The sequence below is a fragment of the Glycomyces sp. NPDC049804 genome, from assembly GCF_040674615.1.
Taxonomy (GTDB): domain Bacteria; phylum Actinomycetota; class Actinomycetes; order Mycobacteriales; family Micromonosporaceae; genus Glycomyces; species Glycomyces niveus.
On the sequence record NZ_JBFAMQ010000002.1, the window covers coordinates 247,044 to 264,121 of the forward strand.

The 17,078-nt window shown below is 69.4% G+C and carries 14 protein-coding genes; 8 read left to right on the forward strand and 6 right to left on the reverse strand.

All coding sequences use genetic code 11. The annotated features are described in order from the left end of the window. Positions 1-12 precede the first annotated feature (12 nt). A complete protein-coding gene (gene rsmI, locus AB0K52_RS03600; RefSeq protein WP_363525651.1) occupies positions 13-864 on the reverse strand; it encodes a 16S rRNA (cytidine(1402)-2'-O)-methyltransferase in 852 nt (283 codons plus the stop codon). Positions 865-1,266: 402 nt separating this feature from the next. On the opposite strand from rsmI, the gene AB0K52_RS03605 reads away from it, so the two are divergent. Then, complete coding sequence (locus AB0K52_RS03605; RefSeq protein ID WP_363525654.1) at positions 1,267-1,827, forward strand: restriction endonuclease; 561 nt, start codon at positions 1,267-1,269, stop codon at positions 1,825-1,827. Positions 1,828-1,985: 158 nt separating this feature from the next. On the opposite strand, the gene AB0K52_RS03610 is transcribed toward AB0K52_RS03605, so the two are convergent. The 3 genes from AB0K52_RS03610 to AB0K52_RS03620 form a co-directional block, all read right to left on the reverse strand. Beyond that, on the reverse strand, positions 1,986-3,398 hold the full coding sequence (locus AB0K52_RS03610) for a trypsin-like peptidase domain-containing protein (protein WP_363525657.1): 1,413 nt from the start codon (positions 3,396-3,398) through the stop codon (positions 1,986-1,988). Positions 3,399-3,562: 164 nt separating this feature from the next. Next, positions 3,563-5,062, reverse strand: coding sequence for a HAMP domain-containing sensor histidine kinase (locus tag AB0K52_RS03615; protein ID WP_363525660.1), 1,500 nt, complete (start codon positions 5,060-5,062; stop codon positions 3,563-3,565). Next, the gene (locus AB0K52_RS03620; RefSeq protein ID WP_205326275.1) at positions 5,059-5,778 is read right to left on the reverse strand and encodes a response regulator transcription factor; all 720 of its coding nucleotides are present in this window, start codon (positions 5,776-5,778) and stop codon (positions 5,059-5,061) included. The genes AB0K52_RS03615 and AB0K52_RS03620 overlap by 4 nt, the downstream gene beginning before the upstream one ends. Before the next feature lie 282 nt (positions 5,779-6,060). Between AB0K52_RS03620 and AB0K52_RS03625 the strand changes: the two genes are divergently transcribed. The 5 genes from AB0K52_RS03625 to AB0K52_RS03645 all read left to right on the forward strand — a co-directional run bounded on the left by AB0K52_RS03625 (position 6,061) and on the right by AB0K52_RS03645 (position 13,941). Further along, positions 6,061-6,414: an STAS domain-containing protein gene (locus AB0K52_RS03625; RefSeq protein ID WP_143015085.1), complete on the forward strand. Its 354-nt coding sequence runs from the start codon at positions 6,061-6,063 to the stop codon at positions 6,412-6,414. Between the two features lie 295 nt (positions 6,415-6,709). Continuing rightward, positions 6,710-10,492 carry a multifunctional oxoglutarate decarboxylase/oxoglutarate dehydrogenase thiamine pyrophosphate-binding subunit/dihydrolipoyllysine-residue succinyltransferase subunit gene (locus tag AB0K52_RS03630; RefSeq protein WP_363525665.1) on the forward strand — a complete coding sequence of 1,261 codons (3,783 nt, stop codon included), beginning with the start codon at positions 6,710-6,712 and terminating at the stop codon, positions 10,490-10,492. Positions 10,493-10,742: 250 nt separating this feature from the next. Next, the gene (locus tag AB0K52_RS03635) at positions 10,743-12,083 is read left to right on the forward strand and encodes an extracellular solute-binding protein (RefSeq protein ID WP_363525668.1); all 1,341 of its coding nucleotides are present in this window, start codon (positions 10,743-10,745) and stop codon (positions 12,081-12,083) included. Between the two features lie 21 nt (positions 12,084-12,104). Further along, complete coding sequence (locus AB0K52_RS03640) at positions 12,105-13,046, forward strand: sugar ABC transporter permease (RefSeq protein ID WP_363525670.1); 942 nt, start codon at positions 12,105-12,107, stop codon at positions 13,044-13,046. 1 nt (position 13,047) lies between these two features. Continuing rightward, positions 13,048-13,941 (forward strand): carbohydrate ABC transporter permease, encoded by an 894-nt coding sequence (locus AB0K52_RS03645; protein WP_363525673.1) that lies wholly within the window; start codon positions 13,048-13,050, stop codon positions 13,939-13,941. A 141-nt stretch (positions 13,942-14,082) separates the two neighbouring features. On the opposite strand, the gene AB0K52_RS03650 is transcribed toward AB0K52_RS03645, so the two are convergent. Together AB0K52_RS03650 and AB0K52_RS03655 are read right to left on the reverse strand one after the other, a co-directional pair. After that, positions 14,083-14,577, reverse strand: a complete 495-nt coding sequence (locus tag AB0K52_RS03650; protein WP_363525676.1) for a hypothetical protein — start codon at positions 14,575-14,577, stop codon at positions 14,083-14,085. Positions 14,578-14,710: 133 nt separating this feature from the next. After that, positions 14,711-15,673 carry a zinc-binding dehydrogenase gene (locus AB0K52_RS03655; protein WP_363525679.1) on the reverse strand — a complete coding sequence of 321 codons (963 nt, stop codon included), beginning with the start codon at positions 15,671-15,673 and terminating at the stop codon, positions 14,711-14,713. 189 nt (positions 15,674-15,862) lie between these two features. On the opposite strand from AB0K52_RS03655, the gene sodN reads away from it, so the two are divergent. Both sodN and AB0K52_RS03665 read left to right on the forward strand, forming a co-directional pair. Next, complete coding sequence (gene sodN / locus AB0K52_RS03660) at positions 15,863-16,273, forward strand: superoxide dismutase, Ni (protein ID WP_243901056.1); 411 nt, start codon at positions 15,863-15,865, stop codon at positions 16,271-16,273. A gap of 182 nt (positions 16,274-16,455) precedes the next feature. After that, positions 16,456-16,908, forward strand: a complete 453-nt coding sequence (locus tag AB0K52_RS03665) for an anti-sigma regulatory factor (RefSeq protein ID WP_363525682.1) — start codon at positions 16,456-16,458, stop codon at positions 16,906-16,908. The last annotated feature ends 170 nt before the right edge of the window (positions 16,909-17,078 follow it).

Sequence of the window (17,078 nt, forward strand, 5' to 3'; positions counted from 1 at the left end):
GCCTGATGCTGCTCAGTCCGCCTTCAGCACCGCGTCGTAGACGTCGCGGCGGCTGACGCCGTAGCGGACGGCGACTTCCTTCATGGCGAGTTTGCGGTCGGTGCCGGCCGCCTCGAGAGCGGCCACGGCGGCGGCCATCGCCTCGGGGGTGGCCTCGCTCGCGTCCGGGCCGGTCCAGCCGGAGACGACGAGGGTGATCTCGCCGCGCGGCGGATCGTCGGCGGCGCCTTCGGCGAGCTCGGCGAGGCCGCCGCGGCGGATCTCCTCGTGGGTCTTCGTGAGTTCCCGGCAGAGCGCGGCGGGCCGGTCCGCGCCGAAGGCGGAGGCCATGGCGCGCAGGGTCTCCTCGACGCGCCGCGGCGACTCGAAGAACACCATGGTGCGCTTCTCCTCGGCGAGTTCGGCGAACAGTCGCCGCCGCTCGCCGTCCTTGCGCGGCGCGAAACCCTCGAAGCAGAACCGGTCGCAGGGCATCCCCGAGAGCGCCAGCGCGGTCGTCACCGCGCTCGCGCCGGGCGCGCAGGTCACCGCGATGCCGGCGTCGATCGCGGCCTTGACCAGGCGGAAGCCGGGGTCGGAGACCGAGGGCATGCCGCCGTCGGTGATGACGGCAACCCGCTTTCCGTCGTACAATTGTTCGATAAGGGTCGTCGTTCGACCCGCCTCGTTCGCCTCGAAATAGGACGTGATCGCCGCGGTGGGAACGACATCCAGTTCACTGAGGAGCCGCCGGAGCCGCCGGGTATCCTCTGCGGCGATGACGTCGGCGCGGGCCAGCTCGGTCCGGAGCCGAGACGAGGCGTCCTCTGGATTTCCCAGGGGCGCACCGAGAAGCACCAAAACGCCTGTTGCGGAGTTCGACATCGGGCCAGTATCCCCCACCGCCGAGGGCGGGGCGGAGGCTCGGTGACCGTGCCGCGACGGGCCGCACATGCAGGATGTCGCGCCAAGCTGTCGGGTACCGGACAGTGACCTTACGCGTGAGCGAACGGTAACGGATACTCATAGTCATGGCGAAGCTTGCGAGCCATGATTTTGAACCGCCATGGCGACGCGTTCGCGAGCCATGCACTTGCACCGCTACATCACAGGCGACATAACGCTGACCGTCCCCCGGCGACGCCAGCCGTGTATCTGTCGAGCCCTCTCAACCCAGTGGAGGCCGCCTTGTCCGTGATCCTCAGAGTCGGAGCGGGAGTCGCCGCTCTCATCCTCGGTTATTTCGTTCTCGGATTCATAGCGGACCACTGGGCCTGGTTCGCTTCGGTGGCGATCCTGTTGGGCGGCACCGCACTCGCGGGCTGGTTCCTGTTCCGCTCGCGCGGGCACGAGCACCGCGACCGCGCCGTCGCCGCCGAGCGCCACACCCTCATGCGCAGCGTCGACAAGATGAACATCCCCCAGTTCGACGCCATGGCGGGCCAGCTCCTGGTGGGCCTGGACGCCAAGCGCGTCAAGAAGTTCGGCCACCGCAAGAACGACCTGGGCTGCAACTTCGTGGTCACCTTCAACAACGGGCAGCGGATCATCGTGCGCGCCAAGAAGGACGACAAGACGATGCGGCGGCGCAACGGCAACCGCCACGTCCAGATCCTCGGCGGCGAGATCAAGGCCCGCTGGGACTGCGACGCGGGCGTGCTCATCACCAACGCGAACCTGCACTGGATGCACCACGCCGCTCGCAACGAGGCCGTGGCCGCCCAGCTGGGGGTCCTCATCGTCGACCGCGACCGCCTCGCGGAGTGGATCGACACCGGGATCGCCCCGCCGCAGCTGCACCCGGCCCGCGCCGCCCTCGAGCCGAGCGCGAGCACCACGGCGCAGTGAACGTCCAGGGCAGGCCCTGAGCTCCGCGAGGAGAGCGCCTTGGCGTCGTGATCGCGACACGGCGCCACGGCATCCCGCAGTGACGCGTGCTCGACGGCCCTCGAGCACGCGAACGCGGCCCCGAGCCAGATGGCTCGGGGCCGCGTTCGCGTCGTCGGTCAGGAGGCTTCGAGGGTCGCTGTGGTCTCGGCCTGCTGCTGGTCGCGGGTGTAGGTGATGGCGACCTCGGTGCCCGAGGAGGTGCCCTGCACGGCGGCGACCACTTCGGACGCGGTGGTGACGGGGGTCCCGTCGATCGCGGTGATCACGTCGCCCTCCTGGAGCCCGGCCTGGGCGGCGGGCGAGTCGGGTTCGACGCTGAGGACCATGGCCCCGTTGCCGTCGGTGTCGGCCACCGAGACGCCGAGGTAGCCGCGCTCGACCGAGCCGCTGTCGATGAGCTGCTGCACCGTGTCCTGCACGGTGTTCGACGGGATCGAGAAGCCGAGGCCGATCGAGCCGGAGTCGGTGGTGGCGATGGCAGTGTTGATGCCGATGAGCTCGCCGTCGCCGTTGACGAGGGCGCCGCCGGAGTTGCCGGAGTTGATGGCGGCGTCGGTCTGGATGAGGCCGCTCAGGGTCGAGCTGGACTGCTGGCCCATGCCCTGCTCGCCCGAGACGGTCATGGACCGGTCGAGCGCGGAGACGATGCCCGTGGTCACGGTGCCTTCCAGGCCCAGCGGGGAGCCGATCGCGACGGCGACGTCGCCGACCTGCACGGAGCTGGAGTCGGCGAAGGCGACCGGCGTGAGGTCGTCGACGCCGTCGACCCGGATGACGGCGAGGTCCTGGGTGGCGTCGGTGGCGACGATGTCCGCGGGGGCGGAACTGCCGTCCGAGAAGCGGACCTCCACACTGCGAGCGCCGTCCACCACGTGGTTGTTGGTGACAATGTAGCCGTCCTTGGAGTAGACGACGCCGGAGCCTTCGGCCGCGTCGGTCACGATGGTGACGACCGAGGGGCTGACCTTGTTCACGATCTCGGTGTAGGTCATGCCCTCGCCGGCGTCCATCGAGACGGACTGGACGTTGGTGGTGCCGCCGCCGCCGTCGTTGAGGAACCAGCCCGCGATGCCGCCCGCGCCGCCCGCGATCAGCGCCAGTGCGAGCGCTCCGGCCACGAGCTTCCCGCGGCCGCGCGGCCGCGGCGGGCCGACGGGCGCGCCGGGCTGGTGGTAGATCGGCGGGACGGGTCCGCCGGGCTGCCAAGCGGGGGCGGACATGTGCGGCGCCCCGGCGGGGGCCGGTGCGGGCGTCCCGTGGAGGACCTGCGTGTGGTGCGTCGGCGGCGCGGCGTCGGCAGGGTGGGAGGGTCCGGCTGCGGGCGCGGCGGGCGCCTGCGGCGCGTCCGGGTGCGCGGCGCCGATGACGGCGGTGTCGCCGGCGGGCGAGGTGCTGGGCGGCAGGCTCGCGGCCTGCTCGGGGGCCGGGGCCGCGGCGGCCGCCGGCTCGGGTGCGGCGGGGGTGCGAGGCCCGTCGGGGCCCTGCGCTTCGGTCCCCTCGGGGCCCTTGGTGCTCTCAGTGCTGCTCATGTAAGGCAGCATGACGGGCGGACCTCTCGGCCCGCTGCGAAAACGCCTTAAAAGCCTTTAATGATCCGCGTCCGGTCCGGACACGGAGGCGCTGGTCAGAGCGGCCGGAGCCACCGCTGCCCGCTCGCGGGACATCGACGTCCTTTAAAGCTTTCCAAGAGCGCCTAGTCGGCGGCGGGCGGCTCGGCCGTGAGGATCACGGTGAACGCGGTGCCTTCGCCGGGCTCGGACGCGACCTGGACGGTGCCGCCGTGGGCCTTCACGATCGCGGCCACGATCGCCAGGCCGAGGCCCGAACCGGGGTGCGAGACGGAGTCGGAGCGGAAGAACCGCTCGAAGACCCGTTCGGCGGTCTCGGGCGTCATGCCGGGGCCGTCGTCGGCGACGGTGAGCCGCACGGTCTCGTCCTCGGCCGCGACCTCGACGTTGATGTGCGTGCCCTCGGGCGTGTGCCGGACCGCGTTCGACAGGAGGTTGTCGAGCACCTGCCGCATCCGCGCCCGGTCGGCGGCGACCACAGTGGAGGCGCCGGGGGCGCCGGTGAAGCTGAACTCGTGGTCCTCGGCCATCACCGCGTGCGCGGCGACGGCCTCATGGCCGAGCACGGCCAGGTCCACCGGCTCGGTCTCGACCGGCCGCTCCTGCCCGAGCCGGGCCAGGTGCAGCAGGTCGCCCACGAGCAGGCCCATGCGCTTGGCGGCCTCCTCGATCTGCCCGATGTACTGCTGCCGGTCGGCCTCGGGCATCTGCGGGTTGGTGCGCACGAGCTCGGCGTACCCGCGCACGCTCGTGAGCGGGGTGCGCAGCTCGTGCGAGGCGTCCGCGATGAACTCGCGCATCCGCTCCTCGGAGTCGTGCGCGCGCTGCTCCGACCATTCCCGGGCGCGGATCGCACCCTCTACTTTGGTCAGCATCGAGTTGATGGCCCGCCCGACCCGGCCCACCTCGGTGCTCGGATCGTGGTCCGGGACGCGCCGCGAGTAGTTCCCCGCGGCGATCATCGCCGCCGTGTTCTCGATCTGCCGCAGCGGCGAGAGGCTCGCGCGGACCAGACCCACGCCGATCGCCGCCAGGCCCGCGAGCACGCCCGCCCCGATGAGCAGGTCGACCCACACGAGCCCCGCCACGGTCTTGTCGAAGTGCGAGAGCTTGTAGGAGAGCACGTAGTACGAGTCGGGGTCGAGGTTGTGCTCCTCGGGCTTGTAGTCGACGTCCTTGCTGCCCACTTCGGAGCCCGGCAGGCCCAGCACCCGCCAGCGCGTCACGCCGTCGGCGCTCAGCGCCGTGAACGCCTCGCCGTTGGCGGCCTTGAGCTGCTCGTAGTCGAACACGGGCGAGTCGGCGCGGTCGTCGGGCCGGTCGTAGCGGGTCCCGCTCGGCGACACGAGGCTGAAGATGTACTGCTCCGGGCTCACCCCGGGCGCCTCGTCGGTCTCGTTGAACAGCTCGGGCTCGAAGTTCTCGGGGCTGAACTCGATGAGCTGGGTCTTGAGCTCGTCGTCCACGGTGCCGAGGAAGTACGAGTGCAGCGCGAGGATGGTGGAGACGCTGATGAGGATGAGGGAGCCCGCCACGAGGACGAGCACGGCCGCGGTGAGCCGAACCCTCAGCGGCGTCCGGTCCCACTTGTCGCGGACGCCCTCGAATACGCGCGGCGCACTCAACGATGCTGCTCCCGCAGGACGTAGCCGATGCCCCGGAGGGTCTGGATGAGTTTGGGCTCGCCGGTGTCGATCTTGCGGCGCAGGTAGGAGACGTAGGACTCGACGATGCCGTCGTCGCCGCGGAAGTCGTAGCGCCACACGTGGTCGAGGATCTGGGCTTTGGAGAGCACCCGCCCGGCGTTGATCATGAAGTAGCGCAGGAGCTTGAACTCGGTGGGCGAGAGCTGCACGGCCTTGCCCGAGCGCCACACCTCGTGGGTCTCCTCGTCGAGTTCGAGGTCGGCGTACTGGAGGCGCGAGGGCCGGGGCAGTTCGCCGGAGGAGCGGCGCAGGACGGCGCGGATGCGGGCGACGACCTCTTCGAGCGCGAAGGGCTTGGTGATGTAGTCGTCGCCGCCCACGGAGAGGCCGGTGACGGTGTCGGCGGTGTCGTCGCGGGCGGTGAGGAAGAGGACGGGGGTGTGGTCGGAGCCCGAGCGCATGCGGCGCACGACCTCGAAGCCGTCGAAGTCGGGGAGGTTCACGTCGAGGACGACCAGGTCGGGGCGGTGCCGGGCGATGGAGCGGAGGGCTTCGTCACCGGTGCCCACGGCGTGGACGGCGAAGCCGGCGTACCGCAGCGACGTGGCCAGGAGTTCGCAGATGTTCTCCTCGTCCTCGACGACGAGCAGGGTGGCCTCGGTCTCGGCGTTCGGCTGGCTAGTCGAAAGCGGCATGGGCCTCTCACAGGTTCGGCGGGGTCAGCGGTCCGCAGGTCACGGGTGGTTGTGAAGCATACGCTCGCGGCTGGGGCGTGCCAAGCGGTCCGCGGCCGGGCCGCCGCGGCGGTGACGCTGCGCACCCGCGCGGAACACGTTCGAGTGACCTTTATCGGAGGAGTGTGCGGCTATGCGGGAAACTGGCGCGCGCGAACTGTTTTCCGTCGTACCGGTCGGATAGACTTTGTGTCGCAGCCGGGCACGCATTGCGCTCGGGACCCTACCGAATCAGGTGAGTTCATGACGCTGTCAATCGAGACCGCCACGACCGACGCCGGGGTCGTCACCGTCGAGCTGGCAGGCGAGGTCGACTACGCGACCGCGCCGCAGATCCGCGAGACGATCACCAACGCCCTCGAGGCGGGCGGGGCCACCGCCATCCGGGTCGACGTCGCCAAGGTGACGGTCCTCGACTCCACCGGTATCGGCACCATCGTGGTGGCCTACCGCATCGCCCGCGAGATGGGCGTCGCGCTGGCGGTGGTCAACCCCAACCGCTTCATCACCCGCTTGTTCACCGTCGTCGGCGCCGAGGAGCTCCTCGAGGAGCCGACCGAGACGTTCTCGAGCAAGGAGCGCAGCGCGGCCGGTTAGGCCCGCTCCGCGGCACCCGCATTCGTCGTATCGCGCCCCGGCTCCGGCCGGGGCGCGAGTGCGTTCCGCAACGGCCGCGAACGCACAACCGCGGGCCCGGCGCTGTGCGAAACGCCGATGTGGCGAAAGAGACTGCCACCTGCATCTGCCTGCTGCGCAGCATATTCGCGACGACCTGAGTGACCGGCCCCGCAACGGCGTTACCGGTACTACACTTTCTCCTCCCCCCGGTTACCCTTGAGTCCGGGGACTGCCGTCCCCGTCCACGCAGCGTCAAAGAAGAGGCGATTCAGTCGTGTCGAGTGCGACTCCGGGCAATCCGTTGACCGATTTCGGTGCCAATGAATGGCTGGTCAACGAGATGTATGAGCGTTACCGCGAAAACCCCGACAGTGTCAGCGCCGGTTGGCGCGAGTTCTTCGGCGGCGATCCGACGGGCGCATCCTTCGCCGACGAGGGCGCGCGCAAGGCCGAGCCGGCCGCCGCAGCGGCCCCTGCCGTCGCGACGAAGCCCGAGGCCGAGCCGGCCTCGGCGAAGCTTGCGAGCCGTCAATTCGAAGAGCCGGCGACCCCGGTCGTCGAATCCGAGCCTGAGTCCCAGGTCGAGCCCGAGCCTGTGAAGGCCGCCCCCGCTGCGTCGGCCCCCGTTGCAGAACCCGCGAAGAAGGCAGAGCCCGTCGTGAACGAACCCGACTCCACCACTGCCGGCTCCGCAGGCTCCGCCGGTACCAAGCCGCTCAAAGGCGTCGCGGCCAAGGTGGCCCAGAACATGGACGCGTCCCTGGAGATCCCCACCGCCACGTCGGTGCGCGCGGTCCCCGCGAAGCTCCTGTTCGACAACCGGATCGTCATCAACAACCACCTCAAGCGCGGCCAGGGCGGGAAGGTCTCCTTCACCCACCTGATCGGCTACGCGCTGGTGCAGGCCGTCAAGGCCCACCCGGGCATGAACGCCTCGTACAAGGTCGTGGACGGCAAGCCGCAGCTCGTCACCCCCTCATCCATCAACCTCGGCCTCGCGATCGACCTCGCCAGGCCCGACGGCAGCCGCACCCTCGTCGTGCCCTCGATCAAGAACTGCGAGTCGATGGACTTCCGCGAGTTCTGGCAGGCCTACGAGGACCTGGTCCGCAAGGCCCGCAACAACAAGCTCACCATGGAGGACCACGCCGGGGCGACGCTCACGCTCACCAACCCCGGCGGGATCGGCACCGTCCACTCCGTGCCGCGCCTGATGAAGGGCCAGGGCCTCATCGTCGGCGTCGGCGCCATGGAGGTGCCCGCCGAGTTCGCCGGGGCCTCCGACGAGACCCTCTCCGACCTGGGCGTCTCCCGGATCATGACGGTCACCTCGACCTACGACCACCGCATCATCCAGGGCGCCGAGTCCGGCCAGTTCCTCGCCACGCTGCACCAACTGCTGCTCGGCGACGGCTTCTTCGACGAGGTCTTCCGCTCCCTGCTCATCCCCTACGAGCCGGTCCGCTGGGTCCGCGACGTGTCGAAGACCCACGAGGGCCAGATCGACAAGAACGCCCGCGTCATCGAGCTCATCCACGCGTACCGGGTGCGCGGCCACCTCATGGCCGACACGAACCCGCTGCACTACGAGATCCGCCGCCACCCCGACCTCGACATCCTGTCGCACGGCCTCACCCTGTGGGACCTCGACCGGACCTTCCCCGTCGGCGGGTTCGCGGGCCAGCAGCGCATGAAGCTGCGCGACATCCTCGGCGTGCTCCGCGACTCCTACTGCCGCCGCGTCGGCGTGGAGTACATGCACATCCAGGACCCCGAAGAGCGCGCGTGGATCCAGCGCCGCATCGAGGTCCCCTTCGAGAAGCCGAAGGTCGAGGAGCAGAAGCACATCCTCGGGCGGCTCAACGCCGCCGAGGCCTTCGAGACCTTCCTGCAGACGAAGTTCGTGGGCCAGAAGCGGTTCAGCCTCGAAGGCGGCGAATCGCTCATCCCGCTGCTCGACCGCGTCCTCAACGAGGCCGCCTCGGCCGACATCGACGAGGTCGTCATCGGCATGCCGCACCGCGGCCGCCTCAACGTGCTCGCCAACATCGTCGGCAAGAAGCTCTCCAAGATCTTCACCGAGTTCGAGGGGCACATCGACCCCAAGAGCATCGGCGGCTCCGGCGACGTCAAGTACCACCTGGGCCTCACCGGCAAGTTCACCTCCCCCGACGGGCGCAACGAGACCGTCGTCTCGGTCGCGGCCAACCCGTCGCACCTGGAGGCCGTGAACCCGGTCCTCGAGGGCATCGTCCGCGCCAAGCAGGACCGCCTCAACCTGGGCGAGGACGGCTTCACCGTCATGCCCGTGGCGATCCACGGCGACGCGGCCTTCGCCGGCCAGGGCGTCGTCGCCGAGACCCTGAACCTCTCGCAGCTGCGCGGCTACCGCACCGGCGGCACCGTCCACGTGGTCGTGAACAACCAGGTCGGCTTCACCACCGCCCCGGCCCACTCGCGCTCCTCGCTGTACTGCACCGACGTCGCCCGCATGATCCAGGCGCCGATCTTCCACGTCAACGGGGACGACCCCGAGGCCGTGTGCGAGGTCGCGAAGCTCGCCTTCGCGTACCGGCAGCAGTTCAACAAGGACGTCGTCATCGACATGGTCTGCTACCGCCGCCGCGGCCACAACGAGGGCGACGACCCCAAGATGACCAACCCGCAGATGTACCAGGTCATCGACGGCAAGCAGTCCGTGCGCAAGCTCTACACCCGCGCGCTCATCGGCCGCGGCGACATCACCATGGAGGACGCCGAGGAGGCGCTCGCGGACTACCAGGCCCAGCTCGAGCGGGTCTTCCGCGAGACCAAGGAGGCCCTGGCCGGGCAGACCGGCCCGCTGCCGTGGCGCCACCAGCCCGAGCCCGTCGCGAACATCGACACCTCCGTGGACGCCGAGACCATCGCGATGATCGGCAAGGCCCACACCACGCTCCCCGAAGGGTTCGGCCCGCACAAGGCCGTCCGCAAGGTCCTCGAGAAGCGCAGCGAGATGTCCACTTCGGGCATGGTCGACTGGGCCTACGCCGAGACCCTCGCGTTCGGTTCGCTCCTCATGCAGGGCAAGCCGATCCGCCTCGCCGGCCAGGACTCGCGCCGCGGCACCTTCGTGCAGCGCCACGCCGTCGTCGTCGACCAGGCCACCGGCGCCGAGTACACGCCGCTGGCGCACCTCGGCGAGCAGGCCGCGAAATTCTTCGTCTACGACTCACTGCTCTCCGAGTTCGCCGCCCTCGGCTTCGAGTACGGCTACTCGGTCGAGAACCCCGAGATGCTCGTCCTCTGGGAGGCCCAGTTCGGCGACTTCGTCGACGGCGCCCAGACCATCACCGACGAGTTCATCTCCTCCGGCGAGGCCAAGTGGGGCCAGCACTCCGGCGTGACCCTGCTCCTGCCGCACGGCCACGAAGGCGCGGGCCCCGACCACACCTCGGGCCGCATCGAGCGGTTCCTGCAGCTGTGCGCCGACGAGAACATGCGCGTGGTCAACTCCACGAGCCCGGCGAACTACTTCCACCTGCTGCGCCGCCAGGCCCTCGACCCGGTCAAGAAGCCCCTCGTGGTCTTCACGCCGAAGTCGCTGCTGCGCCACAAGGCCGCCGTCAGCCAGCTCGAGGAGTTCACCACCGGCCGCTTCCAGCCGGTCCTGCGCGACACCGCCGTGGCGAGCGGCCAGATCAAGGCAGAGGACGTCAAGCGCGTCCTCCTGTGCTCGGGCAAGGTCTACTACGACCTGGCCGCCGCCCGCGAGAGCCGCGGCGTCACCGACACCGCGATCCTCCGCGTCGAGCAGCTCTACCCGCTCCCGGCCGAGGAGCTCAAGAGCGCTCTCGGGGCGTTCCCGAACGCGACCGACACCGCGTGGGTCCAGGAGGAGCCGGCGAACCAGGGCGCCTGGTCGCACATCGCGCTCAACCTGCTCGAGCAGCTCGGCGGGGTCCACCTGCGGCGCATCTCGCGCCCGGCCGCGGCCGCGCCGTCCACCGGCTCGCCGAAGGTCCACGAGGTCGAGCAGCAGGCGCTGGTCGACGTGGCGGTCCCGCAGCCGCAGTAACCGCGCAACACGCATACGCACAGGGGAGGCCGGTCGGCCTCCCCTGTTCTGCGCTGTTGCGATGCGCTGTTCCCATTGACCGGAACTTTACCGATAACGTTTCAGCGTCGAGGCACTTTACGCAGGTTGCAATCCGGTTTTCTTCCGATGTCCAGCCTTGACCTGCGCAGATGAGAACGATAACAATGGCTCCACGGCCCACCCCCGGAACCGGCCCCCCGACCCTGAATCACATTGGAGTGATGCATTGATGCCGAATCATCCCTCGCCCCCTGGCCCCGCTTCGAGCGCGGTCTCCAGAAGGGCACTCCTCACCGGCACGGCGGCGGCCGCCGGCCTCGGCCTGGCCGGCTGCGGATCGCTCAGCGGCGGCCTCAGCGACAAGACCCGCGTCAAGCAGTGGAACCTCCTCGCCGGCGCCGACGGCGCGATCATGACCGAGATGCACGGCAACTTCTCGGCCGAGCACCCCGACATCGACCTCGAGGCCACCACCTTCGGCTGGGGCACCCCCTTCTACACCCGCCTCGTCATGGGCGCCTCGAGCGGCAACGCCTCCGACATCGCCACCATCCACCTCTCCCGGCTCAAGAGCCTCTCGCCCGCGACGCTCATGGACCCCCTCACCGAGAGCGAGCTCAAGGGCCACGGCGTGGCCGCCGAGGACTTCGCCGACGGCGTCTGGGAGAAGTCCTTCGCCGGCGGCGAGCTCTACGCCATCCCCCTCGACACCCACGCCCTGGTGAACTACTACAACCGCACCGTCTGCGAGCAGGCCGGCGTCCTCAACCCCGACGGCACCCTCCTGGAGACCGACGGCGTCGAGGAGTACTTCGACCTGCTCCGCGCGGTCAAGGACGTCACCGGCGAGTACGGCACCTCGCTCGACACCTTCGCCGGATGGCGCCAGTTCTGGGCCTGGTACCGCCAGCAGGAAGGCGAGATGACCTTCGGCGACGGCGACTACGAGATGGACGACGACAAGGCGCTCACCGCCATCGAGATCATGTACCGCATGGCCGAAGCGGGCCTGTGCCCCACGTTCGCCGACGGCGGCCAGTGCGCGGCCAACTTCGAAGTCGGCTCGGCCGGGCTCGTGCAGGTCGGCAACTGGGAGATCAACCGCTTCCGCGCCTTCAACGAGGCCCAGGGCCTCGACTTCTCGATGACCGAGATGCCCTCGTTCTTCAACGGCCACCGGTACACGCAGGGCGACTGCCACGCGTTCGTCCTCCCCCGCCACAACACCTGGGACACCGGGGTCCGCGAAGCCACCCTCGAATACGCGGCCTACATGCTCCGCAACAGCTTCCGCTGGGGCGAGGGCGGCGGCCACACCCCCGCCTACCTGCCCGTCACCGAGAGCGCCGAATACCAGGCGCTGCAACCGAACGCGGAGTACTCCGGCGTGGTCCAGAACGTGCAGTTCGACCCCGACGTGTGGTTCTCCGGATCCGCCGCCCGCCTCTTCGACGAGGTCGGCGGGGTCCTCAACCAGGTGTACGCGCTGGCGACGACCCCCGAGGACGCTCTGGCCCAGATCAAGGACCGGATCGAAACCCTCCTCGCCCTGCCCTCCCCGGTCGACTGAAACGTTGCATTAGGACTTCTGATGACAGTGAAAACAGAGGCACCACCCGTGCCCGCCGCAATGGTGCGGCCCCCCGCCCCCAACGCGAAGCAGCGGTCGTGGACCGGCCTGTGGTTCGTGCTCCCCTTCGTCGCCTTCTACGCCCTGTTCCTGGTCTGGCCGACCTTCCTGGGCCTGTACTACTCCTTCACCGACAAGAGCCTGACCGGCCGCGCCGCCTCGTGGATCGGCCTGGACAACTGGTTCGAGGCCTTCGGCGACGAGCGCGCCTGGAACGCGCTGTGGAACACCGCGGAGTTCACGCTCTACTCGACCCCGCCGCTGGTGGTCCTCTCGATCGTCTTCGCGCTGCTGGTCAACCGCGCCCGCCGCATCGGCTGGTTCCTGCGGATGGCGTTCTTCGCGCCGTTCGTCGTGCCGGTCTCCGTGGTCACCATGATCTGGGTCTGGATCTACCAGCCCGACGGCGGCCTGCTCAACCACTACCTGGAGCTGCTGGGCCTGCAGCACGCGGACACCAACCAGATCTGGGTCCAGGGCGAGGGCGGCGTCGCCATGTGGTCGGTGGTCATCACGACCGTGTGGTGGACCCTCGGCTTCAACTTCCTGCTCTACCTGGCCGCGCTCCAGACGATCGACCCGTCCGTCTACGAGGCGTCCTCGATCGACGGCGCGAACTGGTGGCAGCAGCTGTGGCGCATCACCCTGCCGCTGCTCAACCGCACCACCGCCATGGTGATCGTGCTGCAGCTCATCGCTTCCCTGCGCATCTTCGACCAGATGTACATCATGACCGGCGGCGGCCCGAACCGCGAGTCCGAAGTGGCCATCCACTACATCTACATCGCGGGCTTCGAGGGCTTCCGCATCGGCTACGCGTCGGCGCTGTCCTACGTGCTCTTCGTGCTCATCCTCATCATCTCCATCTTCCAGTTCCGGCTGTTCTCCCGGAAGGAGGACTGACATGACCGCAGTGCAAGAGAGGTCGACGGCCGCCGAGGCGGGCCGCCCGGCCGCCGTCAGGCGCCGCCGCTTCAGAAGGCCCTCCGTGGGCGCCGTCATCGTGTACATCGCCGCGGGCCTCCTCGGGGTGTTCTGGCTCCTCCCGCTGGTGTGGGCCGTGTCCACCTCGCTGAAGTCGGAGACCGAGGCCAGCCTCGGCCAGGACATCCACTGGATCCCCCGCGAATGGTCGATCGAGGGCTACAAGGTCCTCTTCGAGCGCGGCGACCACCTCACCTGGATGCTCAACTCGACCGTCGTCTCGACGATCGTGACCGTCCTGACCCTGGTGCTGTGCACGCTCGCCGCGTACGGGTTCTCCCGGTTCGACTTCCCGGGCAAGAACATCGTGTTCGGTTCGATCATCGCCGGCCTGATGGTGCCCGGGCAGGCGCTCATCATCCCGCTGTTCGACCTGGTGAACGCCCTCCACATGGGCGGCACCTACTGGGGCCTGGCGCTCCCGCAGGTCGTCGCCCCGGTCATGGTGTTCATCCTCAAGCGCTTCTTCGACGGGATCCCGCGCGACTACGAGGAGGCCGCGAAGCTCGACGGCGCCGGGCACTTCCGCATCCTGTGGAACGTGATCCTGCCGGTCTCGGGCCCGATCATGGCCGCGGTCGGGATCTTCACCTTCATCGGCTCGTGGAACAACTTCCTGTGGCCGATGCTCATCGCGACCGACCCGTCGATGATGACCCTCCCGGTGGGCCTCCAGGCCGTCGCCGGCGGCTACGGCCTGTTCTACGCCCAGACCATGGCCTCCGCGGTGCTCGGCGCCGCGCCGCTGCTCATCGTCTTCCTGGTCTTCCAGAAGCGGATCGTCGAAGGCGTGGCGGGCGTCGGCTTGAAGTAGGCGCCGCGCACGCATGAAGCGGGGTCCGGCGATTCGCCGGACCCCGCTTCGCGCTTCCCTCCCCCTGGTGCCTGGAGCCGTGCCCTTGCTGACTGCGCCGTGCCGGCGGCGCCGCTTGATCGCGCCTCGTTGCGGCGCTGCTCAGAAGATGCCGTCACTGACGAGGCAGGAGGCGGGCGTATAGCCGACCGTGTCGCCGTGACGGACGTGGATCCACTCGGTCTCCCATTCCAGGCCGTTGCATCCCAGCGACTTCTCGCCCGTCGTGGACATGCAGGAGCCTTCGAGCTCGGTGCCGTTGAGGACGCGCGCGAGGCGGCGCGAACTCCAGTCGGTCTCGGTGAAGATCGAGACCCCGAAGGTGGCGTCCACCGTGTAGTCGCAGAGGAAGAGCTGCTCGTCCGTCCAGCCCTCCGAGAGGATCGCCCGCTGCGCGGCGATCGGATGCGCGTCGGTCCCGGAGGCCTCCACGCCCCCGATCTCGGACGCGGCGCTCTCCCCGTGCCTGGCCAGGGCGATGGCGACGACCATGATGGCGGCCGCGATCGCGACTCTGATCAGGAGCTTCTTCGTGACGACCCACGTGCTCCCGGCGGCGGATTTGAAACCGCCCTTGACCCGACCCATTACTGACATGGCCGCTCTCCCCCTTGTGCAACCCCGAACCTGTTCGGCGGTGACATCCATTACAGGGTGAACGCAGGCGGGCCCGCCCGTAGGGCGAACCCGCCAGAAACCGGCTCCAGTGTCGTACTTACGACGGTGGGCTTCACTCCACGGTGACGACGACCTTCCCGAAGGCCTCGCCGGAGTGCAGGCGCCGAAGTGCGCTTTCCGCGTCGGCGAGCGTGAATGTCGAGTCGATGACGGGCTTGAGCTCCCGTTCGGCGCAGAAGCGGATGACTTCGAGCAGTTCGTCCCGGGTGCCCATGGTCGAGCCCAGGATCTCGAGCTGCTTGAAGAAGACGTGCCGCATGTCGACCTCGGCGACCGGGCCGGCGGTGACGCCGCAGTTGACGAGGCGCCCGCCGGGCTTGAGGGACTTGATTGAGTGCTCCATGACCGGCGCGCCGACGGAGTCGATGACGATGTCCACGCGCTCGGGCAGCCGGCCGCCGGCCTCGACGGGCTCGGCGCCGATCGCCGCGGCCTTCTCGCGCCGCTCAGGGTCGCGGCCGGTGGCGTAGACGCGCGCGCCGAGGGCCTTCGCGAGCACGATCGCGGCCGTGGCGACGCCGCCGCCGGTGCCCTGCACGAGCACGGCGCCCTCGGCGGGGAGGCGGCCGCGCGTGGTGAGCATCCGCCAGGCGGTGAGGAACGCGGTCGGCAGGCAGGCGGCCTCGGCGGCGGTCCACCCTTGTGGAGCGGGCACGAGGTTCCGCGCGGGCACGGCGACGGACTCGGCGAGTGTGCCCGGGTAGTGCTCGGAGAGCAGGGTCCGCTTGGGGTCCAAGGTCTCGTCGTCGAGCGAGGCGTCGCCGATGACGGGGTAGACCACGACGTGGTGCCCGGACGCGGTGCGCCCCACGGCGTCCGTGCCGAGGATCATCGGGCACTGGTCCGCGCGCAGTCCCACGCCCGCGAGCGACCACAGGTCGTGGTGGTTGAGCGAGGCCGCTACGACCGGCACCCGCGTCCAGTCCTCGGGAACGTCCGGAGGCTCGATCTCACCCACCGAGAGGGCGGCGAAGGGGTCCTCGGGGTTCACGGCACTGGCGTAGGCGGCGAGCATCTGGCATGACCTCCATGTTTGCGGCGCTTGCGGTGCCGCCCTGTCGGCGACGGCGTTTGCACTGTCCAGCATGGTGTTCCGTGAGGGACTGTGCTGCGTCTCTAACTCTAGGGGCCGGGCCGAAATCGCCCTTCGGAGAGGTAGGGTCGGCGGTGGAATCACACCCACTGGAAAGAAGCTGGAGGGGCAATGTTCAAGCCTCTGTTCAAGCGGCTCATGCCGCAGATCTCGGCTTCGGCTCACTGCGACCTGCCGTGCGGGGTCTACGACCCGGCGCAGGCCCGCATTGAAGCGGAGTCCGTGAAGGCCATCTGCGAGAAGTACCAGGCCAACGAGGACCCGGAGTTCCGCACGCGCGCCCTCATCATCAAGGAGCAGCGTTCGAACCTGGTCAAGGAGCACCTGTGGGTGCTGTGGACCGACTACTTCAAGCCGCCGCACTTCGAGAAGTACCCGCAGCTGCACACCCTCGTGAACGAGGCGACGAAGCTGGCCGGCGCCTCGGGCGCCAAGGGCTCCGCCGACCCGAAGGTCGCCGAGGAGCTGCTGGCGAAGATCGACGAGATCGCCAAGATCTTCTGGGAGACCAAGCAGGCCTAGCGCCCGCCGGGAATCCGCAGTGAGCGCCCGTCACCGCCGCAGGCGGCGGCGGGCGCTTCGCCGCACCGGCCCCTCGCGGGGGGGGATTTCAGGCGGGGTGTTCGGCGCGGGGGAGCCGACCCGATTATCCTTTGGGGCGAGAGGGCGGAAGTCCTTCGGCCCCTCAGTCACAGGAAGCGGCGATGCCGGTGAGCGATGAGCGCGAGGACGTGCTGCTGCTCGACGTGCCCTCGACGGGCGACTACCTGTCGGTCCTGCCGACCGCGACCGCGGCGGTGGCGACCCGCCTCGGGTTCTCGCTGGACGAGATCGAGGACCTGCGGGCGGCGGTCAACGCCGCCGTCACGCTCCTGATCCCCGCCGAGCACGGACGCCCGCGCCCGTTCCGCCGCAGGCCGAACGACCAGCCCCTCCACTGCCGCGTCGCGGTGGGCGAGGAAACCCTCCAGATCGCCCTCAGCCGCCCCAAAGGCGACCCCCTGCCCGACTCCGGGTCCTACCAGTGGCAGGTCCTCAGAGCGCTCACCGACGAGGTCGAAGCCCACGTCGAGGGCGCGACCACCACCATCACCATCTCCCAGCGCCGCCCGCCCACCGAGGCCGACGCCGACACCCAGCGCCACCAGATCTTCTGACCCCCTCGGCCGGCCGAGCGCGAAGGAATGTCGTACCCCTCCGATAGCTTGGTTTGAAAGGGGCCTCGCGAATCGCGAGGAGCGCTCGCGTCCGGGACAAGCCTGAAGGCCCGGCGTGGCCGCCGGGCCTTCCAAGCTTCTGTCGTCGCAAATATCGAGGGATGGACTAA

Excerpts from the sequence above, each read along its gene's own strand:
- AB0K52_RS03665 (WP_363525682.1), top strand. The coding sequence starts at position 16,456 with ATGCCGGTGAGCGATGAGCGCGAGGACGTGCTGCTGCTCGACGTGCCC.
- AB0K52_RS03635 (WP_363525668.1), top strand. The coding sequence starts at position 10,743 with ATGCCGAATCATCCCTCGCCCCCTGGCCCCGCTTCGAGCGCGGTCTCC.
- AB0K52_RS03645 (WP_363525673.1), top strand. The coding sequence starts at position 13,048 with ATGACCGCAGTGCAAGAGAGGTCGACGGCCGCCGAGGCGGGCCGCCCG.
- AB0K52_RS03650 (WP_363525676.1), bottom strand. The coding sequence starts at position 14,577 with ATGTCAGTAATGGGTCGGGTCAAGGGCGGTTTCAAATCCGCCGCCGGG.
- AB0K52_RS03610 (WP_363525657.1), bottom strand. The coding sequence starts at position 3,398 with ATGAGCAGCACTGAGAGCACCAAGGGCCCCGAGGGGACCGAAGCGCAG.
- AB0K52_RS03640 (WP_363525670.1), top strand. The coding sequence starts at position 12,105 with ATGACAGTGAAAACAGAGGCACCACCCGTGCCCGCCGCAATGGTGCGG.
- sodN (WP_243901056.1), top strand. The coding sequence starts at position 15,863 with ATGTTCAAGCCTCTGTTCAAGCGGCTCATGCCGCAGATCTCGGCTTCG.
- AB0K52_RS03625 (WP_143015085.1), top strand. The coding sequence starts at position 6,061 with ATGACGCTGTCAATCGAGACCGCCACGACCGACGCCGGGGTCGTCACC.
- AB0K52_RS03620 (WP_205326275.1), bottom strand. The coding sequence starts at position 5,778 with ATGCCGCTTTCGACTAGCCAGCCGAACGCCGAGACCGAGGCCACCCTG.
- rsmI (WP_363525651.1), bottom strand. The coding sequence starts at position 864 with ATGTCGAACTCCGCAACAGGCGTTTTGGTGCTTCTCGGTGCGCCCCTG.
- AB0K52_RS03655 (WP_363525679.1), bottom strand. The coding sequence starts at position 15,673 with ATGCTCGCCGCCTACGCCAGTGCCGTGAACCCCGAGGACCCCTTCGCC.